At 39.5% G+C, this 26,174-nt stretch carries 23 protein-coding genes; 9 read left to right on the forward strand and 14 right to left on the reverse strand.

What is annotated here, in order from left to right; all coding sequences use genetic code 11:
- Positions 1–183 precede the first annotated feature (183 nt).
- The 3 genes from K6V30_RS02710 to K6V30_RS02720 all read right to left on the reverse strand — a co-directional run bounded on the left by K6V30_RS02710 (position 184) and on the right by K6V30_RS02720 (position 3,513).
- A complete protein-coding gene (locus K6V30_RS02710; RefSeq protein WP_010535574.1) occupies positions 184–759 on the reverse strand; it encodes a porin family protein in 576 nt (191 codons plus the stop codon).
- 137 nt (positions 760–896) lie between these two features.
- Positions 897–1,862 carry an SMI1/KNR4 family protein gene (locus tag K6V30_RS02715; RefSeq protein WP_055269550.1) on the reverse strand — a complete coding sequence of 322 codons (966 nt, stop codon included), beginning with the start codon at positions 1,860–1,862 and terminating at the stop codon, positions 897–899.
- A 280-nt stretch (positions 1,863–2,142) separates the two neighbouring features.
- The gene (locus K6V30_RS02720) at positions 2,143–3,513 is read right to left on the reverse strand and encodes an FAD-dependent oxidoreductase (RefSeq protein WP_010535576.1); all 1,371 of its coding nucleotides are present in this window, start codon (positions 3,511–3,513) and stop codon (positions 2,143–2,145) included.
- 260 nt (positions 3,514–3,773) lie between these two features.
- Here K6V30_RS02720 and K6V30_RS02725 point away from each other — a divergent pair, with 260 nt between their 5' ends.
- Positions 3,774–5,225, forward strand: coding sequence for a calcineurin-like phosphoesterase C-terminal domain-containing protein (locus K6V30_RS02725; protein WP_010535577.1), 1,452 nt, complete (start codon positions 3,774–3,776; stop codon positions 5,223–5,225).
- A 113-nt stretch (positions 5,226–5,338) separates the two neighbouring features.
- Here the strand turns inward: K6V30_RS02725 and K6V30_RS02730 are convergent, their stop codons facing one another.
- A complete protein-coding gene (locus K6V30_RS02730; RefSeq protein WP_022300890.1) occupies positions 5,339–6,772 on the reverse strand; it encodes an aspartate ammonia-lyase in 1,434 nt (477 codons plus the stop codon).
- Between the two features lie 177 nt (positions 6,773–6,949).
- Here K6V30_RS02730 and K6V30_RS02735 point away from each other — a divergent pair, with 177 nt between their 5' ends.
- The 3 genes from K6V30_RS02735 to K6V30_RS02745 are packed head-to-tail and all read left to right on the forward strand — an operon-like array spanning position 6,950 to position 10,551.
- Positions 6,950–8,260, forward strand: a complete 1,311-nt coding sequence (locus K6V30_RS02735) for an anaerobic C4-dicarboxylate transporter family protein (RefSeq protein ID WP_224207245.1) — start codon at positions 6,950–6,952, stop codon at positions 8,258–8,260.
- A 29-nt stretch (positions 8,261–8,289) separates the two neighbouring features.
- Positions 8,290–9,348, forward strand: coding sequence for an L-asparaginase 2 (gene ansB, locus K6V30_RS02740; protein ID WP_055269551.1), 1,059 nt, complete (start codon positions 8,290–8,292; stop codon positions 9,346–9,348).
- 15 nt (positions 9,349–9,363) lie between these two features.
- Complete coding sequence (locus K6V30_RS02745; protein WP_022300889.1) at positions 9,364–10,551, forward strand: porin; 1,188 nt, start codon at positions 9,364–9,366, stop codon at positions 10,549–10,551.
- A gap of 81 nt (positions 10,552–10,632) precedes the next feature.
- Here the strand turns inward: K6V30_RS02745 and K6V30_RS02750 are convergent, their stop codons facing one another.
- The 3 genes from K6V30_RS02750 to K6V30_RS02760 form a co-directional block, all read right to left on the reverse strand.
- On the reverse strand, positions 10,633–10,854 hold the full coding sequence (locus K6V30_RS02750; RefSeq protein ID WP_002558131.1) for a DUF2795 domain-containing protein: 222 nt from the start codon (positions 10,852–10,854) through the stop codon (positions 10,633–10,635).
- A gap of 71 nt (positions 10,855–10,925) precedes the next feature.
- Positions 10,926–11,489 (reverse strand): cob(I)yrinic acid a,c-diamide adenosyltransferase, encoded by a 564-nt coding sequence (locus K6V30_RS02755; RefSeq protein ID WP_010535582.1) that lies wholly within the window; start codon positions 11,487–11,489, stop codon positions 10,926–10,928.
- A 51-nt stretch (positions 11,490–11,540) separates the two neighbouring features.
- Positions 11,541–12,164, reverse strand: coding sequence for a hypothetical protein (locus K6V30_RS02760; protein ID WP_055269552.1), 624 nt, complete (start codon positions 12,162–12,164; stop codon positions 11,541–11,543).
- A 116-nt stretch (positions 12,165–12,280) separates the two neighbouring features.
- Between K6V30_RS02760 and K6V30_RS02765 the strand changes: the two genes are divergently transcribed.
- Entirely contained in the window at positions 12,281–13,273 is a 993-nt protein-coding gene (locus K6V30_RS02765) for a FimB/Mfa2 family fimbrial subunit (RefSeq protein WP_055269553.1), read from the forward strand.
- A 119-nt stretch (positions 13,274–13,392) separates the two neighbouring features.
- Here K6V30_RS02765 and K6V30_RS02770 read toward each other — a convergent pair whose 3' ends face one another.
- The 7 genes from K6V30_RS02770 to K6V30_RS02800 form a co-directional block, all read right to left on the reverse strand.
- Positions 13,393–14,076: an energy transducer TonB gene (locus tag K6V30_RS02770; RefSeq protein WP_055269554.1), complete on the reverse strand. Its 684-nt coding sequence runs from the start codon at positions 14,074–14,076 to the stop codon at positions 13,393–13,395.
- 211 nt (positions 14,077–14,287) lie between these two features.
- Positions 14,288–15,040: a LytR/AlgR family response regulator transcription factor gene (locus tag K6V30_RS02775; protein WP_055269555.1), complete on the reverse strand. Its 753-nt coding sequence runs from the start codon at positions 15,038–15,040 to the stop codon at positions 14,288–14,290.
- 51 nt (positions 15,041–15,091) lie between these two features.
- The gene (locus tag K6V30_RS02780) at positions 15,092–17,038 is read right to left on the reverse strand and encodes a fimbrillin family protein (protein WP_010535587.1); all 1,947 of its coding nucleotides are present in this window, start codon (positions 17,036–17,038) and stop codon (positions 15,092–15,094) included.
- 12 nt (positions 17,039–17,050) lie between these two features.
- Positions 17,051–17,902: a fimbrillin family protein gene (locus tag K6V30_RS02785; RefSeq protein ID WP_010535588.1), complete on the reverse strand. Its 852-nt coding sequence runs from the start codon at positions 17,900–17,902 to the stop codon at positions 17,051–17,053.
- A gap of 74 nt (positions 17,903–17,976) precedes the next feature.
- Positions 17,977–19,362: a BACON domain-containing protein gene (locus K6V30_RS02790; RefSeq protein ID WP_055269556.1), complete on the reverse strand. Its 1,386-nt coding sequence runs from the start codon at positions 19,360–19,362 to the stop codon at positions 17,977–17,979.
- Positions 19,363–19,552: 190 nt separating this feature from the next.
- Entirely contained in the window at positions 19,553–20,650 is a 1,098-nt protein-coding gene (locus tag K6V30_RS02795) for a hypothetical protein (protein WP_055269557.1), read from the reverse strand.
- A 9-nt stretch (positions 20,651–20,659) separates the two neighbouring features.
- The gene (locus K6V30_RS02800; protein WP_010535591.1) at positions 20,660–21,106 is read right to left on the reverse strand and encodes a hypothetical protein; all 447 of its coding nucleotides are present in this window, start codon (positions 21,104–21,106) and stop codon (positions 20,660–20,662) included.
- 558 nt (positions 21,107–21,664) lie between these two features.
- Here K6V30_RS02800 and K6V30_RS02805 point away from each other — a divergent pair.
- From K6V30_RS02805 to K6V30_RS02820, 4 genes are all read left to right on the forward strand, one after another.
- Positions 21,665–23,221: a serine/threonine protein kinase gene (locus tag K6V30_RS02805; protein WP_055269558.1), complete on the forward strand. Its 1,557-nt coding sequence runs from the start codon at positions 21,665–21,667 to the stop codon at positions 23,219–23,221.
- Positions 23,222–23,306: 85 nt separating this feature from the next.
- Positions 23,307–23,975 (forward strand): BACON domain-containing protein, encoded by a 669-nt coding sequence (locus K6V30_RS02810; RefSeq protein WP_010535593.1) that lies wholly within the window; start codon positions 23,307–23,309, stop codon positions 23,973–23,975.
- 88 nt (positions 23,976–24,063) lie between these two features.
- A complete protein-coding gene (locus K6V30_RS02815) occupies positions 24,064–24,891 on the forward strand; it encodes a double zinc ribbon domain-containing protein (protein WP_055269559.1) in 828 nt (275 codons plus the stop codon).
- Positions 24,888–26,162 carry an FHA domain-containing serine/threonine-protein kinase gene (locus tag K6V30_RS02820; protein ID WP_055269560.1) on the forward strand — a complete coding sequence of 425 codons (1,275 nt, stop codon included), beginning with the start codon at positions 24,888–24,890 and terminating at the stop codon, positions 26,160–26,162. Before K6V30_RS02815 ends, K6V30_RS02820 begins: the two co-directional genes overlap by 4 nt.
- Positions 26,163–26,174: the final 12 nt, after the last annotated feature.

The raw sequence follows: 26,174 nt of genomic DNA on the forward strand, positions 1-26,174 counted from the left end.
ATAAAAAAATGGGGATTTAAAAGAGGAAAGAAGAACACTGAAAAGAAAAATTGCCTGAGAACAAGAATCTGAGAAAATAAATTCAGATTCACCGGCTGACACTTTGCACAAAATCCCGGAACAAAAAAGAGCTTCCTTAGATCAGAAGCTCTTTCTTTGATAGTATATAAAGTAACAGATTGCTTAGAAAATATAAGCAACGGATACTTGCCAAGTCTTGGTCTTGTATGAACCTTCAACATCCTCAAAACTAGCAGTCTTACCCAACGGAATGTTATAGTTGGCACCTACCTGTAAATGATTCAGCAACTTCACACCTGCACCGACATTAATGCCTACTTCCGCTTTCTTCTTATCAACCTTTGATGTCTTTTCAAAGTCGAAATAAAAATCAGGACCGGCAGCCACATAAAGACCTAACAGGCTTCCCAAACCAATATTATATTTCAAATTGACCGGAATATCAAGACCGTTCTGCTTAACAGTAGCTTCTTCGCCCCCGTCAGAGATCTTTATACCCCTCTGAGCAAAAAGCAAAGACGCATCTACTCCCAGTCCTACCACCGGAATATTAAACTCCGCCATCGGACCGATAAAGAAGCCTGTAAAATTATCCTTTTTAAAGTTTGTCTTCACATCTGAAAAGCTTGCTTTAGACAAGTTCAAACCACCCTTTACACCAAAATGCAATTGTGCCTGGGCAGGCATTGCCATACCGATACATACGGCAATCATTAAAGCACCAAAAATCTTTTTCATAAATTTACGTGTTTATAATTCGGGACAAAGATATATATTTATAATAAATAAACACAAATTATTGCTCTTTGTTCGTTTCAGAGACATTGTTGTTCATCCAATCCTGCCCCTGTACCTTTATATTTACCAATCAAGAATCACATCTTATCCCGGTCAGCCAGTAAGGTTTCCTTTGCTCCCGTCGTCATTGAAACAATACCATTATTGCAAGTAATAATACCGCTCTCCTTACGTCGCGTCAGCCAGTCAGTAACAAAATCCGGAGCATATCCTCCCGTACTAAATTCACCGTCCAAGGCTATTATTTTTTTATAGGCAGATAAATAATCTTCTTCCGTAGTATCGGGATAGACATTGGTATAAAGCCATAATTGAATGTCGTAAAGCATATAGGAGCGTGTATCGGCATGAAGTGCAAAGAATCCTTTATCAGTTACGATTTCTTCCGATACTTTACGAATCCATCGTTCCGTATCGACGGGATTATCACACTTCGAGCATAAATCAGACAGAAGTGGCGAGAAAGCTGCGGTACGAACTTTTTCCAACTCTTTCCTTTCATCTTCTTCCAACGTATCAAACACTTCTTCGTTGACAAGTCCACGAATAAAATCTTCAAAGTTATCGGCCAGCAAAGTGATATAATAATCATTCTCCTGATCGACATGAACCACTTTCGGTTCTCCCTGCGGACCACACTCCCGATAATCAAGGAAAATCATATCATGCCCGGCAGAAGGACAGTCGCAAATAGCCACTCCAATATCCGGATACCCCCATTCTTCAATCATGAAACGACTTCCGAGTTGTCCGCAAAGAGAATACATCTTATCCTTGTCCATTCCCATAATGCCGGTAATAGCCACATGATCATCCGCCCAACTAGTCGGTTCATCACAAGGAAAACAGACATTGAAAGGTATTCCACCGTTATGCTGTTTCATCAACCAGATATAGGACTCGGGCAGTTTATATCCCAGTTCGCGTTCTACTTCTTCTATCATCTCTTCCGTAGGGAATTCACCAATATATCCATTCTTTGCATATTCGTCATCATCCCAAAAGTCCGTAAAATCAAAATCTTCAAAAGTCCTGTTTTTCATAATCGCTGTTTTTAATTTGTATTCTTTGAGTTTTGCTTTGTGTGTTTACCACTTTTCACGAATATACAAAAAAACAAACATCATCAATTTGTTTCCTTTATTTATTTCATTTTTTTACGAGTACTTTGAAAAACAGAGAGAAAATGGGAAGATGCAAATATCTAACTTCAATGCTTCATCAAGGCCGGATGAGGGGGAGGATTTTATGTAAGAACAAGTATACCCAGTCGTACCAGTGAGATGCACTTAGTGGTACGACTGGGGCAAACGGTTTATACTATTACGAAAACAAATCATTTAATGCCTCACTCATGCTGGGATGAGTAAAAATGAAGTCGCGCAGGAAGGTATAGTCCTGCCCTGCCTTCATGGCGAGGGCGACGATATTAATAACTTCGCTGGAGTCAGGTGCAAACAGCATACAACCCAATATCTTTCCTGTATTCTTATCAATGACAGCTTTCAACAAACCGTCTGTTTCTCCCAAAGTCTTGGCTCTCGGTATCGCCATAACAGGTAACTTCTTTACGATAATATCGAGATTCTGCTTACGGGCCTCCTCCTCATTCAAACCAATACGGGCCAAAGGCGGATCAATAAATACGGAATAACTGACCGGATCACGATCACTTGTTTTTCGTTCCGCCTTTCCGAATAAATCTTCCCGGATAATCCGATAGTCATCCAATGAAATATAAGTAAACTGCAAACCACCTTTCACATCACCCACCGCGCGTATTCGGGGATTCGTTGTTTTCAAATATTCATCTACAATGATAGCTCCACGTGCATCCACTTCTACTCCGGCAGCTTCCAGATGAAGCTCTTTCGTGTTAGGCCTGCGCCCTGTAGCCAACAACACGGCATCGGCTTCAAGTTCAAATGCCTCATCTGTTTGCGAATCAGTGAAAGCAACCATTGCTTTTTCTGATGTATGGTTCACAGACTGCACCTTCGCGTTCATCTTGAAAACAATCCCTTTTTTCTCCAACGTTTCTTTCACACTTGCGGCAATGTCGCGGTCTTCACGGGCTATCAGTTCGGGATAGCTCTCCAGTACCGTTACCTGAGAGCCGAAAGAGGCGTACATAGACGCAAATTCCAGCCCGATATAACCACCGCCGACAATGACGAGATGACGTGGAAGAGCGGTCAGTTCCATGATTGAAGTACTGGTATATACAAAAGGATTATCCACAACTCCTTCAATAGACGGAATCACAGTTTCCGCACCTGTATTGATTATGATTTGTTTGGATGTCAATACTATCTCTTCCGTAGCGGTACGAACAGCAACGGTATCTGCAGAAAGAAAAGAGCCCATACCTGTATAAACCGTCACATTCGGATGATCCGCTAGGTTATGGTAGTTCTTGTTTCTCAGTATACCCGTCACAAAATCTTTCACAGCAATAGCATTACGGTAAAACTCACTTTTTTCTTCAAAAGTGACTCCCACCATACCGGAAGCGATTTTCGCCTGATGCACCAATGTTTTAGTCGGAATACAGCCAATATTGATACACGTACCACCATACATCTTATCAGAACGTTCTATAACAGCAACTTTCTGTCCGCGCTTTGCAAATTCAGCCGCAAGAGTCTTCCCACCTTTGCCGAAACCAATAATAATAACATCAAATGCTTTCATATCTATATATCTTTAATTAGAAATTATCTTATTAATGTCAGTATCTCATTGACATTTGCAAAGGTCGCACCTTTCCGAGAGACTATCAATAACCATTTTACCGGATGAATTGGCAATTGTTCCCGCGAAGAGTTAAATAACTTCGTTTTCAACAAAAAGAAGAGAAGATACAAAGATGTAATCTCATTGTCATTTGCACTTCATCTCAATCCTTTCTCTTTGCATATCTAATTAAGTTAAACAACATATTAAAAGAACAGATGAAACAAGTCAGATGTTTATCTTCCTGCCTGCTAATGTTATCTATCTCGATAGCTTGCAGTTATGCAGCCAACATTCCTTCCAAAAAAGGAATGACAGTAAAAGGTATTGTAACCGATACCCGTAAAAGTCCGATTTCCGGGGTAGTAGTGACCGACGGAGTTCACTTCACTCAAACGGATGAAAAAGGATATTATTATCTTCCATCCGACTTCAACCAATCCAAGTTTGTGTATGTGTCGGTACCGGCAGATTATCAACCCACAGTTAAGAATGCACTTCCTACCGGATACTATGCCCGACTGGATCAATCAAAAAAGACAAACCGACATGATTTCGAATTAGAGAAAAGGACGGCTCCGGATGACAACTTTACTTTCATAGCCATCTCCGACCCACAAGTAAAAAACCAGAAACAACTGGAGCGCTTTCGTATGGAAACCGTACCCGATCTGGAAGCGACCTTACGTACACTCAATGAAAAAGAAGTATACGGTATGATGCTGGGAGATATCGTATGGGATGCGATGCAATTATTCACACCTTACAAAGATGCAATCTCCGGACTGAACCTGACAATGTACCACACCATCGGAAATCATGATTTTGACTTGAAATATGCCGCACTGAGCAATTCACAAAACCCGGACGAATGGGGTGAATATGCGTTTGGCGAGAACTTCGGTCCTACAGACTACTCTTTCAATGTAGGAAAAGTACATATCATTTCAATGAAGGATATCGATTATCACGGACAAAAGAAATATGAAGAGAACTTCACTCCGGCACAGCTTGAATGGTTGAAAAAGGATCTCAGTTATGTCCAACCCGGTTCACTGGTGTTACTGAACGTGCATGCTCCTGTCGCTAATCGTTCTCACAAGGGCGGAGGTAATGCCCGCAATGCTGCCCAGCTCTTTGAGATACTGAAAGGCTATAAGGTGCATATTTTTTCCGGACATACCCATTTCTACGAAAACCGGATTATTACTCCTGATATTTATGAGCATAATATAGGTGCAGCCTGCGGCGCGTGGTGGGCAGGCCATGTGAACCGTTGCGGAGCACCAAACGGCTATTTACTGGTTAATGTACAAGGAGATGACATTTCCTGGCAATATAAAGCAACCGGACGCCCGCTGGACTATCAATTTCGTGTATACAAGCCGGGAGAGTTTCAATCACAGCCGGAGTATCTGGTAGTCAATATATGGGATTATGATCCTGCCTGGACTGTCCAATACTACGAAGACGGAATAGAAAAGAAAGGAGTACTGGAAGCTTTTGATGATGAGGATCAGGATTTCATCACTATGAAGAAAGGAAAAGGGACAGGTTACCATACGCTGCATCTTTTCCGTGTACGTCCATCATCGGACAAGGTGAAGAAAATCGAAATTACAGCGACCAACCGCTTCGGGCAAAGCTTCCGTCAAACAGTTGAGCTATAACGGTCAGTTCTTGTTAACAAGGTTGATACAAATACCATATAACTCCACAAGTGGTACAAAACACAGAGGTCAGCCCGTAGATTCGAGCTGACCTCTCATTTTATTCATATCAATCAATGATTCGGATGAATATCCAGTTTCACCGGCTTAATCATATTCTCCGGTTTTAAGATCGTATCCAGATCCTCTTTAGAGAGAATATTATGTTCCAATACGAGTTCATACACTCCCTTACCGGTCTCCAATGCTTCTTTGGCTATCTTGGTAGAATGTTTGTAGCCAATGACAGGATTCAGTGCAGTCACTACACCTATACTATTATGTACATCCCGACGGCATTTCTCCTCATTGGCAGTGATACCATCGATACACAAAGTACGTAGCGTATCAAAACCGTTCATCAACAAATCCGCAGATTCGAAACAGCATTGTGCCATCACCGGTTCCATTGCATTCAGTTCCATCTGTGCAGCTTCTCCGCTCATAGTCACACAAAGGTCATTTCCTATTACCTTATAAGAGACCTGATTCATCACTTCGGGAATAACAGGGTTTACTTTTCCCGGCATAATGGAAGATCCCGGCTGCATGGCAGGCAGATTAATCTCTCCCAAGCCGCAACGGGGACCGGAGGCCAGTAACCTCAAATCATTACATATCTTATTCATTTTAACAGCTACGCGTTTCATTGCTGACGAATATCCCACCATGCAGGAAGTATCCGAAGTAGCTCCGATCAGGTCATCCGCCAATTTGATATCCAGTCCTGTTATCTTACCCAGAGCAGCAATACATTTCTCCGCATATCCCGGTTCTGCGGTAATTCCGGTTCCGATGGCTGTTGCCCCCATGTTGACCGTCAGAAAATCCTGTGCGGCAAAATCGAGATTCTTCACTTCATGTTCCAGAATGCTGGCAAATCCGTTAAAGGTTTGGCCGAGCGTCATCGGTACGGCATCTTCCAGTTGAGTACGCCCCATCTTAATTATATTCGCAAATTCCTCCCCTTTCTTACGGAAAGACTGAATCAAAGTTTCAAAATGCTTCACTAATTTAAGATGTGTATAGTACAGGCCAATATGAATGGCTGTAGGATAAGCATCATTGGTAGACTGCGAACGGTTCACATGGTCATTAGGCGAGCAGTATTGATACTCTCCGCGTTGATGTCCCATCAGTTCCAGCGCACGATTGGCAATCACTTCATTAGCATTCATGTTGGTGGTAGTTCCGGCTCCGCCCTGAATCATGTCCACCGGAAACTGGTCGTGATACTTTCCTTCCAGTATTTCTTTACAGGCTTTGAGGATAGCATCCGTTTGTTCTTTCGTCAGCAAATCCAATTCACGGTTGGCAATAGCAGCCCCCATTTTTGTGATAGCCAATGCCTGAATAAACAAAGGGTACTCATTCAAATGAAACTTGCTGATGCGAAAGTTTTCAATACCACGGAGTGTCTGTACTCCGTACAATGCACTTTCGGGCACTTCACGACTACCTATCAAGTCGCTCTCTGTTCGAGTTTTTTTTGATAATTCTTGTTTCATATCGGTTGTTTTATAACAATAACACATTCGTTAGCTGATATAATAACCAGCGAAAGATGTTATTGTTTTAATAAATATGCAAAAACTATTCAATAACTTTTTTGTTGTTTATCTTAGAAACAGAGAAAAAACGAAGATAAATCTTTTATCTTTGTTTGAAACTTAAAACAACAAGCGATGATATTACAACTAGCATTTGTTCTGACAGCTATCATTATTGGTGCACGCCTTGGGGGCATCGGACTCGGTGTCATGGGAGGAGTAGGATTGGGAATACTTACGTTCGTTTTTGGTTTACAACCCACCGCACCTCCTATCGACGTTATGTTGATGATTGCCGCCGTCATTTCCGCTGCCTCCTGTATGCAGGCTGCCGGAGGACTCGACTATATGGTGAAACTAGCAGAACATTTGCTGCGCAAAAATCCTTCACACGTCACACTGCTCAGTCCGCTGGTAACTTACCTGTTCACCTTCATAGCCGGAACCGGACATGTAGCTTACTCCGTATTGCCTGTCATTGCAGAGGTAGCCACCGAAACTAAGATTCGTCCGGAACGTCCGCTCGGCATTGCAGTGATCGCCTCACAACAAGCTATTACGGCCAGTCCCATTTCTGCTGCTACGGTAGCTTTACTCGGATTATTGGCCGGCTTTGACATCACTTTGTTCGATATACTTAAAATAACCATTCCTGCCACGATCATAGGTGTGTTGGTAGGTGCTTTATTCTCCATGAAAGTCGGCAAAGAACTGATAGAAGACCCTGAATATCAGAAACGCCTGAAAGACGGTCTTTTCAATGATAAGAAGATAGAGATCAAAGATGTCAGGAACAAACGTTCTGCCATGCTTTCCGTACTCATCTTTATATTGGCGACTGCCTTTATTGTTCTTTTCGGGTCTTTTGAAGGCATGCGCCCCAGTTTCCTGCTCGATGGCGAAATCGTCACACTAGGCATGTCTTCCATTATCGAAATCGTCATGCTGTCTGCGGCAGCCATCATCCTGATTGTCACCAAGACGGATGGAATCAAGGCCACGCAAGGTTCTGTATTCCCCGCCGGAATGCAGGCTGTTATCGCCATCTTCGGTATTGCCTGGATGGGCGACACATTCCTTCAGGGCAATATGGCACAACTGACTCTTTCTATCGAAGGTGTTGTACGCCAGATGCCATGGCTGTTCGGTATCGCACTGTTCGTCATGTCTATCCTGTTATACAGTCAGGCAGCCACCGTACGGGCATTGATGCCGTTGGGCATTGCATTGGGAATTTCTCCGTATATGCTGATTGCTTTATTCCCGGCAGTCAACGGATATTTCTTTATCCCGAACTACCCGACTGTAGTAGCAGCCATTAATTTCGACCGCACTGGGACAACAAAAATCGGCAAATATGTGTTGAATCATTCGTTTATGATGCCCGGACTAGTATCTACTGTAGTCGCTATTGCTTTAGGGCTGCTTTTTATACAAATATTCTAATATATTATTAACCTAAACTCATTTCAGTTATGAAACAATTCAAGAAATTAGGTCTGGTAGTAGTCACACTACTATTGTCCGCAACAATGGCATTTGCCGCAAAACCGAATATCCATATTCTTGCCACCGGAGGAACCATTGCCGGCACGGGAAGCTCGGCTACAGGTACCAGCTATACGGCAGGGCAAGTTGCTATCGGCGCATTGCTTGATGCAGTCCCCGAAATTAAAGATATCGCCAACGTAACCGGCGAACAGATTGTAAGAATCGGTTCACAGGACATGAATGACGAAGTCTGGCTGACACTCGCCAAGAAAATTAATGAGTTATTGAAACGACCGGATATCGACGGAATCGTGATCACTCACGGAACGGATACAATGGAAGAAACTGCTTATTTTCTGAATCTGACCGTTAAAAGTGACAAACCGGTTATATTGGTAGGTGCCATGCGTCCATCCACAGCATTAAGTGCTGATGGACCGCTGAATCTTTATAATGCCGTAGTTACTGCCGCCGCCAAAGAATCGAAAGACAAAGGAGTATTGGTTGCCATGAATGGTCTGATTCTGGGTGCAGAAAGCGTTGTTAAAATGAACACAGTCGATGTACAAACTTTCCAAGCTCCTAACTCCGGTGCATTGGGATATGTGCTGAACGGAAAAGTATTTTATAACCAGATCACTCTGAAGAAACATACCACACAATCGGTATTCGACGTAACACGCCTTACTTCATTACCGAAGGTCGGTATCGTATACAGCTATTCTAATATCGAAGCTGATATAATGACTCCATTCCTCAACAATGGATACAAAGGAATCATCCATGCAGGAGTCGGAAACGGCAATATCCACAAAAATATATTCCCGTCATTGATAGACGCCCGCAGAAAAGGAATTGTAGTTGTTCGCTCCTCTCGTGTACCGACAGGTCCTACCACGCTCGATGCTGAAGTAGATGACGCCAAGTATCAGTTTGTTGCTTCCCAGGAACTGAATCCGCAAAAATCACGTGTACTGTTAATGCTTGCACTGACCAAAACCACGGACTGGAAACAAATTCAGGAATACTTTAACGAATACTAAAAACCGGACCAACTTATGAAAAAACTAATGCTTATGCTACTCCTCGCGGGTAGCATACAGGCTATATATGCCCAAACGACAGAGAAGAAAGATAAATTCTCCCCCAATACTCCCCTTTTTGAGAAACTGACAGATGTAAAAAAGAAAACGGATAAGTTTAACTTATACCTGAATATGCAAGGAAGCTTCGACGCTCATTTCCAGAACGGATTTCAGGAAGGCGACTTCAATATGCATCAACTACGCATCGAAGCAAAAGGAAATATCAACAACTGGCTTTCTTACCGCTATCGCCAGCGCCTCAACCGTTCGAACGACGGAAACAACATGATAGACAACCTCCCGACCTCCATCGACTGGGCAGGTATCGGCATCAAACTCAATGATAAGTTCAATCTGTTTGCCGGTAAGCAAAGTGCCAACTATGGCGGCTTTGAGTTCGATCTGAATCCGATTGATGTCTATCAATACAGCGATATGATTGATTATATGAGTAACTTCCTGACCGGTCTGAATGTCGGTTATAATATGACTCCGGACCAGCAACTTAATCTACAGATATTGAACAGCCGCAACAGTTCCTTCGACAACACTTATGGCATCACAGAGGATGCGGAAGGCAATCTTCCCGATTTGAAATCCGGAAAAATGCCATTGGTCTACACCTTAAACTGGGTTGGCAATTTTAATAATGTATTTAAAACCCGCTGGTCCGCTTCTGTCATGAACGAGGCCAAAGACCACAATATGTATTACTATGCCGTAGGAAATGAATTGAATCTGGGAAAATGGAATGCTTTCATTGATTTTATGTACTCAAAAGAGGATATTGACCGCAAAGGGATTATCACAAACATCGTCGGTCGTCCGGGCGGACATAATGCGTTTGACACAGGCTATTTATCAGTAGTAGCCAAATGTAACTACCGTTTCCTCCCGAAATGGAATGCATTCGTAAAAGGAATGTATGAAACGGCTTCTGTAACCAAAGCCTCCGAAGGAATAGAAAAAGGAAACTACCGTACTTCCTGGGGATATCTCGCAGGTATCGAATTTTATCCGATGGAAACAAACCTGCATTTCTTCGTAACCTATGTAGGGCGTTCTTACGACTTCACCTCGCGTGCCAAAGTGCTGGGACAAGAAAACTACAGTACCAACCGGATTTCTGTAGGCTTCATCTGGCAGATGCCGGTCTTTTAAGCTCATCACAAAATAAAAAAATACCCGACAGTTTTTGAACAGCTGTCGGGTATTTTTTATATGTTCGGTTTCTTTTCTAAATCAATACTCTTCCTCATTGAAAAAGAAATCTTCTTTACTAGGATAATCCGGCCAAATATCTTCGATACTCTCATAGATTTCGCCCTCATCTTCCATCTCTTGCAGATTCTCTATAACTTCAAGAGGAGCACCCGAACGCATAGCATAATCAATCAATTCGTCCTTGGTTGCCGGCCAGGGAGCATCTTCCAGTTTTGATGCTAATTCCAATGTCCAATACATAATCTTGAGTATTAAAAGTGAATACTAATTTTCTTATTTTTTATTTTCCGGCAAAAGTATAATAAAATCTATCATTTCCAACTATTATCCCAGAATATTTCACTATTTTGTTCATCAAAATTAATTTTTCGGGATAAAACAAACAAATAATCTGATAATCTGTTGACAAAAGCTAATACTTCCGGAGATATTGTACAAGTTTCGGATAAGGTCAGGATACGCCGTTCAGCCCTCCGGCAGATAGTACGGCAAACATGACAAACAGCTGCCCCGCGGCTTCCTCCCGGAATAATAAAGGCACAGAGTTCCGGAAGTTGCTCATCCAGCTTATCAATTTCCTGTTCAATGCGTTCTATATCTTCTAAAGTAATAATACTAGCTGGCTTCAACTGAGTTTTTTCCTGATCGGTTGCCAGATGCGAACCGATAGCAAACAACTTGTGCTGTATGCCCAATATAAAATCCCGATCCGACTCATCCAACAAATAAGTATGTAACCATCCTAAATGCGAGTTCAATTCATCGATTGTCCCATAAGCTTCCAAACGGATATGGGTCTTCGACACGCGGCTTCCGCCAACGAGGCTGGTGGTTCCTTTGTCCCCAGTCTTTGTATATACAAGGCTCTTTTTCATAAACGTCTATTTTTCATTATTACTATATATAAGATTAACGTATGAGGCTTCTCAGAAGTTGACAATATAATGCTGTTTTATTTTTGTTGTATCAAAAAAAAGCAGACCTAAATCATACAAATCAAAAGTGATTCCCACCCTGTCATCCTTTTGCACCCGTTCCCATAACATCCTCATCGATTTAGAATAATGAATGCCATGAATGACAAATACACTTTCTGAAGTTGTACGGCGTGCACAAACCTTAAAAACCTCCTCCAGCATTTCAGAGTTCTGATAATCATTCAGATATAGAAAATCAACCGGAACACCAGCATCCAGAAACAACTCCGACAGGTCGGGAGCAAAAAGATACCCGGCAGTGGGTTTGGCCGACTGCAGATACAGAGAAGATATGGAAGGCCGCCCCACCTCTATAATAGTAGCCGGCTGCACTCTATTCACCAGCCGGAACAGGAAACGGTTGACTTTTTGTATTCCTTTGCACCATCCCTGTTCTTTTATCATCTTCTTCTGTTCTTCTTTCAATGAAAAGTAAGCATAATAAGGCATCTTTTCATAAATCACATCTGTAATCAAGCTAAAAGCAAACGGCGAGTGTACGCCATATCCACAACGATAGCGGAAACGGGAAAGCCAGATAAAGGGTCGTTTTAAACAAAGTAGAAGATTCATACAACAATTATTCGTTTTCATTCGTAGCACAAAGATATGTTTTTTTATCGCATAGAACCAATTCGGAAGAAAAATGTTATAAGGGGAAATCATAACCTAAACAATTGATCCGAATTATGAAGAAAACAATTTTTCTGGCAACGTTGACAGCAGCTATCTTCGCCGGTTGCTCGAGTGATAATCCGATGTTGCCCGTCGAAGGCGGCAACGGGAATAATGGCGGAGAAGGAAATAATGAACTTATCAGCCCGACAGTACGCGCTACGGTCAATACACCGGATAACGCGCAGAGTCCGATGAGCGGAATATTAGAAGTATATCCCTGCCAGGCAGGCACTTCCATTTATTATGGAAACTATGTGGAAGATGTACTGACTCCATTTCCCGGTATGTACACCTTAAAAGACGGAAACACTCTTGGAAACCCCGCACGTGCCATCTCACTTCCTGTAGGAACATACAATATGATTTATTGGGGAACTCCTAAATATGAGGAACCAATCTATAGTAATCCGGCAGTGAAGGACCCGCAACTGACTCTCGGCGGCGATCTGTCTCAGCAGTATTTCGGGCTCCGGCAAAACCTTCCTGATACGACCTATTATCCTGTTTTCGATCTGGTTTATGCGGTGAAGCCCGCCAATATCGGTACGGAAGAGTTAAACGCAGCGATGAAACGAAAAGTCGCAGGTTTGAAAGTGATTGTCAAAGACAAAAACAACGGAATATTAAGCTCCAGCATCTCCGGCATGAAAGTAAATATTGGAGGTATTGCAGAGAAATTGAATTTGTATACCGCAGAGCCGGTCAATCAAACCAAAACAGTCACCTTCCCTTTGGTACTTTCCACAGATGGCACACAGATGAGCAATGCTACTGTCATGTTATTCCCATCGGCTACAAGCCCTCTATTCCAACTAATTATTACATTAAAGAACGGAACTGTAAAAACCTTCAAGCAAACATTGAGCGCTCCTCTGAAGGCAAATACCCGGTTCACCTTAACATTAACTTTAGGCGACATCTTCTCGGAGGAGGAGACCGGAAATTTTACGATAGACAATTGGCAGGAAGAGAGCGAAACAATCGAGGTGCCAAGTTTGAACTGATCGATGAACAGTTCAGCAATTAAAGAATCTGATTTCAGCGATTAAATACAATGATAGTTTCAAGAAAAAGGGCCGGCTCCCGCGGTGGACCGACCCTTTTAATCATCTATTTCAAGTAATTACTGTAGTCTGAATACTACAGGTACAGTATATTTTACTCGAACTTTCTTACCGTTTTGTACTCCGGGTTTCCACTTGGGCATTCCACTTATCACACGGATAGCTTCTTTATCCAAGTAAGCATCTACCCCTCGTACAACTGTCGGACTAGTAATCGATCCGTCCTTGTCTACAACAAACTGAACAATTACACGTCCTTGTGAGCCCATCTCTTGAGACATTGTCGGATATTTGATATGACTACTCAAATATTTCAGCAATTCAGCTGAACCACCAGGAAATTCAGGCATGATTTCTACACTTACGTGAATAACATCTTCCTCAACTTCTGCAGTTTCCACTACTGGCGGTACCCAAACAACCTTGTAAGGTTCATTCACATTGTCTGGTACTACTGAAACATTATCCGTCACCTCTTCGGTATCATCTACTATTTCGAACAAATCTGTTACTTTAGTTTCCGGTGGAGGAGGCGGTTCCAGTTTTTCTTCAGGGAATGTGATTGGAACGAGCTCCGTTACAAAGATGGATTCATCATCAGATGATAGTGCCGCAACTCTTACATCATGCTGTGTCCATTCGAACGATACGAACATGAAAGCAAGCGCAACAACCAAACCCATCAACAACCAAGAACCTCTTTGATTCTCAATTGCAGCCTTTTTTGATTTTTTGGCTTCCATAAAAAATGTGTTTAAGTAATTAATAATAGAAAATATATAGCATATATACTACTTTTCGTTTTCCTTCTTAGGCATTACTTAAAGTGCTCTCTAGCTGCAATAAATATAGTATTTTTATGGATAGGATGTAACTTTGCTTCTTGTTTATTTCATTCTTTTTCCTTCTTTTGGATAAAATTTATGAAATGGCACTCTGCCTTACTATCTCAGTTCACAAGCAAAATCTGTCTTGCAACTCTTTTTTATATTTCCTGGAAAGAAGTAATTCTGTCACGTTATCAAAGGGTGGATAGAGTATACACTTATTATCCTTTATAATCATCAAATAATCAATATTAATAATATAGGATTGGTGTATTTGAACAAAACAAGGCGAATATTTGATTATCTGTTCGGCAGTCATTCCCCGTCGTAACACCACTGATAATTTACTGTTAAGTATCACCTCCCATTGTTTACGTTCAGCGCAATAACGAAAAAAAACAATCTCAGCCGGACGCAAGGCACGCATATCATTAGTTGGTGTAAATACTATGAATGTTTGCCCCATATACAATGATGCTCCTATTGGCAATATCTTTTTTTGTTCTGTTTCCATTTGTGCCATAAAACGCATAAGAATGTTTTTCAACTCCTGCCCCTCGAAAGGCTTCAACAAATAATCGAATACAGATTCTCTAATAGCATGTATCATGTACTTTTCATAAGCTGTATAGAAAACCACCCGCATACCCCATGAAATGTTGTCATGCAGATCATGTAGCAAATCCAAACCAGTCATATCCGGCATTTCCACATCCAAAAACAACAAATCTGGTTGTATTTTGGTAATAAGTTTCTCTCCCTGTTTACCATTTCGGGCAGTTCCATCTAAAGAAAAGTATGGATTTTTTCTCAGTTCAATGCTTAACTTCCCAATAGCCACTTCATCGTCATCAACTATAACTACTTTATACTTATTCATATCTTCTGTGTTTTCTTCTGGTGGATATTCCCATAATATTATATCCAGTTACTATTTCATCAAGTGAGGATGCGGTGTACGAGGCACCTGCCTGGCTTTTTCTCTTATACCATATTGATCCGAAGTTTTAAACGAATTAAAATCTCGCAACGGATCATAATTTATATCCTTTGCAAAGAACTCTTCTAATACAAATGGCTCACCAGCTATTGTTTTAATTCTCTCTACAATCAGCTGACGCGATATTGTATTGAAATATAGACGGTTATCATCCATACAACTTGTAATTTCAGAGTGCCAGATACCACTCTTATAGCCCATCCCTCCTTCGAAAAAGCCTGTGCGGGGATACCGGGAATCATTCAGCAAGTGCTTCCAATAGACGCTACCCTTAGTATTATTAAAATCTGTCGTAAGGTTCAGACCAAGGGGAACCTCCCATGCCTGGCTTTCAATTGACTCAGCTGTATAGTTTGGGCTATCGTTATAATGATATTCATCTAATAGTTTACCAAAGCCATGTCCTCCACCTTCATGTACAAAAACATTTTTCCAATCACCAGTACTTATACCAATACTAGAATTCCCAGACCATTGAAGATTCCCTTCTGTCAGCGGAATAATAGCGTAACTTAATCCGTTATTCCATATCCAACATATACCTCCATAGCGTGAATCATTAACTAAAAGAAAAACAGGAACTTTATCAATAGACGTTTTATTCTCTATGATATCCGGACAGGTAGAACTCACGAAATCGAAAATCTCATTATAATCTTTTACTTGCATGTCCGAGTAATTGTTTCCCCAACTTGTTTTAAAATAGGTGTTTCTCATTTTTCCCGTATCCGTATTTCCCGCACCAGTTTCTTCTGAAACAGTAGGAAGGATATAAACATTGAAATATTCACGATATGATTTATATGGCTCTACAGAGAATAAACAGTTTAAAGCTTCACGTGCACTACTTTCAAACAAGCCATTAGGCGCTAATTCATTGGTGGTAAATCCATCACCTGTTACAACCAGAGTTACCGGATGTTTTTCCCTCATTTTCTGATATACGATAACATCTCCTGTCGAATAGGTTTCGGGAGAATAAAGGCTGCCTTGCGTCACATTGACGCTTTCCCAGCTAGCTACACTAACGCCATTCAATGTAACCTGCCTGTCTCCCAAAACAGTAAGATGCATAATATAATGTACTCCGGAATCAAAAGTTTGGTCTAGTTTTATAAAAAAAGGACTCTCATTAATCTTCAATTCTATGGCTTGTTCATCAGAAAGATGCTGAGGCGGAATTAAAAGTGAAAATCGCCTTGAACTGTTATCAGAGGTTTCCTCTTTTAATTTCATAGCTTCAATACTCGTTACGGTTCCATGAGTACTTACCGCACCATTTTCCAAATTTAATGAACATTGGTTGCACGCTTTCAGATATATATTGGAACAAACATCTGATATCCCATTGGCATAATCCACTTGAAATGTAACTTGTGACATCAAGTGAGAAAAATGAATATCAACCGCTGCTTCAGATATAATGTATTCCTGTTCGGCAAATAACAAATCGCTTTCTTTCTGTTTATTCGCATTATTTTGCAGAGTTGCAACTTCAAATGGCAGAACAGCGTTTACTAATGGCTGCATAAATGGATAATAAGCTACCATCCTCATTTTCTGACCTTTATTCTCAGCAGGGAATGAAAACCGCTTACCGAGTGACCATTGATTGCCGTCAAAAATACAAGCTTGATTATATAAATAGCTGTCAGTAGAGAGCTGACTACCTTGTTCTGTTAAAAATACTCCGATAATATCTCCTGTATTAAAAGAAATACTTGAATCTTGTGGTTTTCCATCAGTTGACTGAAATCCATTAGATATAGATTGACTGATTTCAAAGTATATTCTTTCTTCTTCGTGTTCTGTAGAACAAGCTGCCAGAACAAGCAGCATTACTAAGGTACGTAAGCCAGATAAATCAATGCGTTTCATATATCATTCATTTTATTGGACAGTTGATAAATCTATTGTTATCTTATACTCCTTTCCACTTTCTAATATAAGAGGCTCTTGCAATTGATAATGGTAAAAACGACCTTTATATTTGAAATTAATCCACTGTCCGACCGGAACGCTTTGCGGAATGATTATAGCCTCAGCTGTTTGCCTATTTTCGTCATAATACATTTGAATAACCTGTGGTGATATACTTGACTCATAGCTCACTTCTCTGGTAACTAGATTAACGATAGCTCTATTATAGACATTGGTCACTTGTACCCCATTCTTCATATCACTGTTTGCAATAGAAGTAGTATTTATGAATGAAACAGTTAATTTACTGAACAAGTGATTGAATAATAAAGGAATCCCTCCATTGTACTTCTCATAAATAATATCTGTAGTAGAAGCCCATAAGAAATCACTTTGTCTTAATAATTTCCGATTACTTTGATCATTCGGAAGCTGAAAGTAAACGTTTGTGAAGTCTTTATCTAATGTACTGCTAGCATAGGGATAATATCCTATCCCCATAAGTGTATAGGGAACTTTTTGCCAATACAGTTGCATCTCAGAATCCCAGCCAACACTTCCTTTATATTCAACGGGAATATTACTTACCCAACATTCGCTACCATATTTCCACTTTGCAGCTTTGTTCTGATCAAATAGGAAAATTCCAATTTTATCTCCTTCTTCAAATCCTCGTTCCATAGTCGAACGTGTGGATACACTGACAGCAGGAAGAAAGGTTATTATTTCTTTATCGCATTTATCAACTTCTCCACTACTACACGAATGGAATAAAAACAATAGAATAACAATCAGAGTTTGCAAGTATATAACCGTTTTCATAATTATTAGATCTAAAATAAAGAAGAACAAGCCTTATAAGATTAAGGCTTGTTCCTGAAAACATTATTTATTAATTAACGAATACGAGTAATAGTTGCTCCTTTAAACAAGGTGTTTTCATTTACAATCATACCGATATGAGCAATGCCTTTTGCTGTATTCCTATTACTTTCGTTTACATTCTTTACACCATTAGAGTTAAGAATCCAGCATGTATTTTCAATAGTGCCACCCAATTCTCCGTCCTGTCCAACCCCCCATGTTACAGTTTGAAATTGTGTTACACCAGCTGTTCCAGTGTACGTCCAACTGCTTGATTGCAAAATTGGGGTAAAAACTCCTTCTTTTATTTTCTTTGAAAAAGTCCAAGCAACAAAAGCATCCTTACCGGAACCATAAAAAGCAGGATTATATTCTAAAACCCATTGGTAATATTTAGTAGAATAAGCGCCAATGGTTGTTTCCCAACACCACTTATTAGTCTTAGCATCATATGTAACATTATCAACATATGCCATTGGTTGATTTTTTCCAGATTTCGTCGTGATTTCTTTCCTTATAAGTTCCCCTCGTTCACCGTCCTTATTAAATCCTAAGAGGAACAAAACGTGTTTAGTTTGAGGCTCCAGACCATAGAACGAAATTACATAATTATCATTAGGTGTACAGCGGTTTTCATCTGTCTTCATAACATCTATTATTTCTTCATCTGTATATCTTTCAATGAATGAAGCTTCAAACACCACAGCATAGAAATATGTTACATTGTTACCATACTCAAAGTCTGTAGCAAAACAATTGCTCAACACAACAACAGTTTGAGCTGTCACATTACTTCCTGCTGCCAAGCCGGCTTTCTGAATAATTTTCACTGATTGAGAAGAGACACCTGACGAGGATATATTGAGTGTAACATCCCGATCAGCAGGTGAGTTATTGAAACTGTTTGCTGAAACTTTGATACTAGCATTTCCTACCCCGTTTGTTGAAGATACAGTCAGCCATTCGGGCACTCCACTAATACTCCACGCAGTATTACAAGTGATATTGAATGCTTGTTCTTTTCCCGCTTCTACAAGATTAATTTCTTTCACATCAACAGACAGGGACACAGAAACCCCTTGCTGCACTACAGATACAGGTTCAGAAATCTCGCCTCTTTCACTTTGTACCATAAGTGTACATTTACGTTCATCTATATCTTTGTTCTCTTGAGCTGTTAAAACAACAGAAGCATTTCCTTTACCCGATGAACTGGATAAAGACAACCATCCCGAAGCTCCGGTTATAAGCCATGAGACATTACTTTGGATTTTCAATACTTGCGAATCTCCGTCCGAAGAAAGGGTAAATACATTAGAAGACACTGCCAATCGTGTTTCCGCTTCATCATCGTCACTACCTCCGCAACTTGCTATAACAAGCGCAAGAATGAATGTTAGCAAATAATTTCGTTTCATATGCTCATTGTTTTGTGTGTATGCAGTCCCAGATCATACTGTTTTAATGTAACTGAATTTAATTTATATGAAAAACTATGGGGACTATACTAAATTAGCCATCGATATAAATATCTTTTCTTTTAAAAACAAGATAATTAGCATCAATAGTTCCATATATATATTTATTATAACCGTAAATATTCACTACTTAACCATGGAATCCGTCAGAGTATAAAAATTTAGATCGATAGAAAATGGTTATATTCTCTTTTTTTTCAATTGCATGTAAGCTAAAATAATCATATTGTCCCCAACTACCAGAATAAGTGTAGGTTGCAGTTTCAAAATCTCCTTTTGTTTTATAGCCAAAGTCTTTCAATTGATATGCAGCTTCTATAGCATCAGGAGTAACCATCTTAACCACATTCAAAGTTACATTATATGTACTAGATTTATTAATTGAATATGAAAGTCTAATTGTATTCCCATTAAGACGCTCTAAATTAAGTTTAATATTCTTTCCCACTGTTTCAATTGATGTCTCTTTATAATAAGTGACCTTGTTATTGTTCATTGTATATGGTCTCAAATAATAAACTGTACCAGGTTCCAATTCGGAAAGATTGACAGTACGATAATATGTATCAATCATTTTTTGTGAAGTAGTTTTATCTGAAATAGTAGGGTGTGGTGACTTTCCATAACATATACCAGCAGTTAGGTAACTATCAGCAGTTTGATACTTATCCGGATTTGTGTAAGATATACTTAACGAAGCTCTATTAGGAAATATATTTGCAGATCCTAAATAAACATATAATTCTTCTGATTCGTCGCTCATAATATCTTCTGGATTCTGCGTACCTCCAGTACCTACAACAAAATTTCCATTCAAAGAGTTACTATCCTCCTTTCCATCAGACTCCCATTCATCATAGCCTTTATAAGTACCTTCAGATTCTGAAGTAAACAAAAGTTCCACTTCATAACAATGAGCAACCATTTTATCAATTATACGAATCGTGTATTCTATAGTTAATTCTGCTCTGTTTTCACTTGTCTTTCTATATATATAATATGTATCTTCTATTTTCCAGGATGTATCGGAAGGAATCATTGATATCACTCCATTAGAGAAAAAAGAGAGAGCCCAAGCAATTGAATTTGGACCTAAAGATAAGTTCAGACTTTTTCCAATCAGTGTTTCTGGCGCATAGCCTAAACTTTCACTACTATCATCTTTATTACTGCAGGAGTTTAAAATAAGACTAAATGATATCACTAAAATTGTCAATAAAGTTTTCATATCTATAGGTTATTTTATTGTAAATGTCCCTGTTATTGTTGTTTTCTTATTGTTTGCGTTAGTTTGAACTCCAGAATATGTACCTGCTATTTCTGAGATAAAAACTAAATCTATATCAAATTTAAAAGTCCCATAATTATATGTCCCATAATATGGAATATATGTCTTTTTTGTAGCTTCCAAATAATAGGCAGCTTGGTTTTTATTTGTTATTACATAAGAATAAGATGGAGGGTATTTTTCATAATCAACTGTCACGTTATTAACTACGACACCTGATTTGAAATGTTCTGCGGAAAGTTTGATTGTAGCATCATTATTTCTCAGTAGCAAAGTCTTTCCTTCTAATTGGAAAGGACAATATCCATTAGCTGATTTGCTTTCATCAGAATCTTCGCTACAACCACACAGTAACAGTATGATAAACAGACATAGAAAAATACAATATTTTTTCATGTTTTGAATGTGTATATAGATTGATTACTATTGGCAAAGATAAGAAACTGGATAAAATAAAAAAAACACAATAAATGCGAAATATGATTATCAGGTCGTTTCGAACGACTAATTGAATGAAATTCGTGCTTAAACGGGCAATAAATTATATCAATGTCTAACATAAGATATGATTTCAGATACTCTCGGACAGATTACCACTTTCACATCTAGATATTGGTAGAAATCACTTATATATTTCAAACTTAATACAGTTTTAGAACACAATATAAACAGCATTTTAGGTTTCAGTCAGCAAAACATAAAACAAAAATATACAGCATAGCATTATATTTTGCAGTATAGATCATATTATCGCATTTTAGTTCAACACCTATTTTTCACCATTTTTTTATTCACTTTTTTATTTATTACTTTGCATATATTGTTATGTGATTATCTAATACCGACAATCTCACATACTTAATAAAAAGCACTAATTAAGACAAACTAATAAATTATGCATGGAGAGACTACCTCTGTAAAAAAAGATATCTTTCCATTTAATCTATAAGCTTTATGTTAGACACAGGACAAGTTATAGCAGATAGATACGAACTACTCAAACAATTAGGAAGAGGTGGTTTTTCAGAAGTTTGGTTAGCACTGGATAAACTCACAGATGTTAAAGTAGCCATTAAAATATATGCGCCGGGTATGGGGCTTGACGATGCCGGGATTTCTCTCTTTACACAAGAATTTTCTTTAGTATTTGATATTAATCATACCAATTTATTACATCCTACTTACTATGATTGTTGGGAGCGAATGCCATATCTGATTCTGCCCTTCTGCAAAAACGGGTCTATATTCAAATACCTCACTGACAATAATCGAATCACAGAAACCGAAAGTTGGCATCTACTTCATGATGTTGCCGAAGGACTAGCCTATCTTCATGCAAAGCTTCCTCCTGTTATTCATCAAGATATAAAACCTGATAATATTTTAATTAATGATGAAAACGGGTATATGATAACCGACTTCGGAATCAGTACACGAATTAGAAGTACATTACGTAGAAATCAAGGGCAAGAACTAAGTGGAGGCACATTAGCTTACATGGGACCCGAACGTTTCGGTCCATCCCCTGCCCCTATTATGGCAAGTGATATCTGGTCATTAGGGGCGACAATGTACGAACTGCTAACGGGGTTACCTCCCTATGGTGATCATGGAGGTCTGTTGCAGAAAAACGGTGCCGATATTCCACTTATCAATAATGAGGAGTATTCACAAGAGCTTAAGGAGATCGTTTATAAATGTCTTGCTCTAAACACATGGGACAGACCTACTGCCAGACAAATCGCTGATTATGCCTTCCAGCATATCAATGGTAACTCGGTGCCTCTCAATATACAAAGTTCACAACAAACGACCTCTGATCTTTCATCAAAAGATGAGATAAATGAAATTCAAACTCCAGAAGGGCAAGAAAATTCTTCATTTGAATTAAAGGATAATCATGAGTCCTCATCCATTCATTCTGATGCAGAATTTCCTGTTATGCAATCATCCGATATAAAAAAGAGAGTTGCTACGCTGTTTAAAAGAGAGCATCGCAAACTCATTATTATTGCGGCTATAATCATTATATGTGCAACCATTGTTACTATCTATCTAGTAACAAGCGGAAAAGAACCGGAACCGGAGCCAGAGCCAAAACAAAAAACGACTTTAAAAACCAATATTAACGATAGCATCTGTATGACAATCATTCAAGAAGGCAATAATTACAAAAGCCAAGGTAACATCTTTCGAGATAAAATAGATACTTTAAGACAGAATAATGACTCCGTTTTTGAAGATTTCTATATAAATGCTATCAAGAAGTATCGTGAAGTAAATCACTACAAAGATTCCATTTCTAAGGGAGTATATATGAATGCAAAAGATCAAATAAAGCAAGTAGAAATTATATTAGATTCTGCATACAATCTTTTTATACTAAAAGCAGATACCATGAGAATGAAAGAGTATGACCAAATAGAAGCAGCTGAAGTTTTCGAAAATCGTGCAAAGAAAATAGAACCATATATAAATATAGACAACAATAACAATGAAGAAATGCATTAAGTTACTAATTCTAGTCTTCGCTCTTGCTATGCCAATAAGTACATGGGGGCAGTGTGCCGCCATTTACAAAAAAGGGGAGACAAGCATGAAAAAAGGAAGATACAGGGAAGCTATCAAGTCCTTTAAAGCAGCAATGAAATGCGACAGCAAACTGGAGCAGGATTGCAAAAGTAAGATTAAGGAATGCGAGGAGAAACTCAAACCGGCTCCCAAGTCCACTCCTGCCCCTGTCATCGAAGTTACCAGACTTGCCATTACCCCAGATTCTGTAAGATTTGGCTATGAGACGACAAAGGCCGAATACATCAAAGTAGATAGTGCTCCGGAAGAATGGACGGCAACTTCAGATTCAAACTGGTGTAAAGTGATTCCTCATGGAAAAAACTTATCTGTAAGTTGTGAAATAAACCAACTGACTTCAGAACGTAAAGCCACTGTTACCATTAGCAACGGGAAAATGGAAGAAACAGTCAAGGTCGTTCAAAGCGGTCAAAAAGAATTCATCAATATAGCATTGGACAAATTGGAGTTCGGTTCCAAAGGCGAAATTAAAGAATTACCAATAAAGACGAATACTGAATGGGAAGTAATAAATATTCCAAGTTGGTGCGAAGTCATAGCAAAGGACAGTGACAAACTGATTCTAAAAGTAGCTAAAACCAAAAAAGCCAAAGAAGGAACTTTGATAGTAAAGACAAAAGGAGGAGAAATTTCTTCCGCCATCCTCTCACAGAAAAAAGGAGGTATATTTTAAGATGATTAAAGATGAACATACATGAATCGTCATTTTAGGTGTCGACTTATTTATACTTTAAGTGGTTCAACAATTAAAATAAGTTCTTATGAGATGTATGAATTGTGGTTGGGACAATCTATCTGATACAACGGTCTGTCTAAAATGTGGACAAAGATTGAGTATTTCGACTGGTTACGCCAACAATCAAAATGATTTTGTGTCAAGAGAAGGTTATGGAGAAGCCATCCCCAAACCCACAGTGCTAAATGCAAATCCTAATAGAGAAAAGTGCAGAAAAACTGTTGTATTCCCCACTTTGAATGAAGCTGATACCCATTCTGCTATCACACAGCCTGCTACAGAATGCCCGAACTGCAGTTATCCGATAGTAGGTGAATTTACAAGCTGCCCTTGCTGTGGAACGCCTCTGGAAAGAGCCGATAAATCCGCAGACGACAAACATAAAAAAATAGAAGAAAAAACATCTTTCTTGCCGGAAGATAAAATGGCTTGTCAGGAATGCGGAAAAGAGATAGATATTACCTGCTCATTCTGTCCGCACTGTGGTATCCGTGTACATCGTCCCACTATCCGACGACAGATAAAAAATATAGCAGAAACAGAACCGGAAGATATTACACCTCATTGTTCTTTAACCATCATTCCGGAAGAGAATGAAAACATTCCTTCAGAAAAAATGGAATATGAAGGAAAATCGATCATTTTGAACCGGGAAAACACAGAAGTATCCAACCGGACTATCACCTCAAAGGAGCAAGCAGAAATAGTTTTCGAAGACGGACATTGGTATCTGCTCGACCGGAGTGAACTAAGGACAACCTTTATTCAGGCAAACAGAAAAATAGAGATCATACCTGATGATATTATCGTATTAGGTGACCGAAGATTTAAATTTGAAAGTGATTCATTGTGACCAACCAATCTGTCGATAGATGTGATTATAATGTAGGAGAATACATCGATAACCGTTATCGGGTTTCCAAAACATTAGGCGAAGGTTCTTTCGGTAAAGTATACCGAGTTACGGACAACGCAGGTAAGGACTATGCGCTGAAACTATTAAGACTTTGGGAGGTTCCACCCGAAATACGGAAACCATTGACAGATCGTTTCGAAATGGAATTCAAAACAGGGCAGATAGACTGTGAATATTTGGTGAGTTCTATAGACTATGGCACGGTTGGAGGCAATCCCTATATCGTCATGGAGTATTGCCCGGGAGGAGATCTGACACCCTATTTAGGCTCTCAAAACAGTAAAATCCCTTTGATTTGCCAACAAATCCTTCTTGGCCTACATTCTTTACACATCAGAGGAAAAGTCCACCGCGACTTAAAACCGGAGAATGTTCTTTTTAAGAGCAATGGAGTAGCTGCACTGACAGACTTCGGTATAGCGGGCGATAGAAATAAACGTATGACGGAACGTAACATTTTCGGCAAGCCCAATCAAATATTCGGAACTTATGCCTATATGCCCCCCGAACAAGTGAACCGTATGCGAGGTGAAGCCACAGTTCTACCTACTACAGATATTTTTTCTTTTGGAGTATTGGCCTTCCAACTTTTGACCGGTAGCCTGCCCTTTGGTGAATTAACCAGCCATAATGAATTGGCTCTATACCAAAAACGAGGAAAAGATGGAGACTGGAACCGCCGGAAGTTAGCACAGATAAAAAACGAGAAGCAATGGGATCGACTTTTTTCAGGGTGTCTGAATCCCGATTTTAAAAACCGCTTTCAATCCGTCAAGGAAGTTTTGAAATATCTGCCGGAGACCCAACAGGTCCCTATGGAAAGGGGATATTGCCCACCACAAACTGTCCAAGGTTTTTGCATGCGTATCATGCAGGGCGAAGAGTATGGAAAGCTTTATCAACTAAGCGAATTTGCCACACATGGTTACAGAATACTTACTATCGGCAGAGAGCCTGATAATCTGCTGCCTGTAACAGAGCGGCAAAGTACTTATGTATCACGCCATCATTGTACACTGGAAACGACACCTTCCGGTGACCATTGGATTATTCGGGACGGACAATGGCAAAAAGAACAAAAAGTATGGCAGGAGTCCAGCAACGGCACTTATGTCAATTCTGCACAAGTCACCCAGCAAGGTTACAGGCTAAAGGTTGGCGATATCATATCTATTGGAGACGTAAAAATGAGATTTGAAAACTATTAACTATATATTAAG

The sequence above is a fragment of the Bacteroides faecis genome, assembly GCF_020091505.1.
Classification (GTDB): Bacteria; Bacteroidota; Bacteroidia; order Bacteroidales; family Bacteroidaceae; genus Bacteroides; species Bacteroides faecis.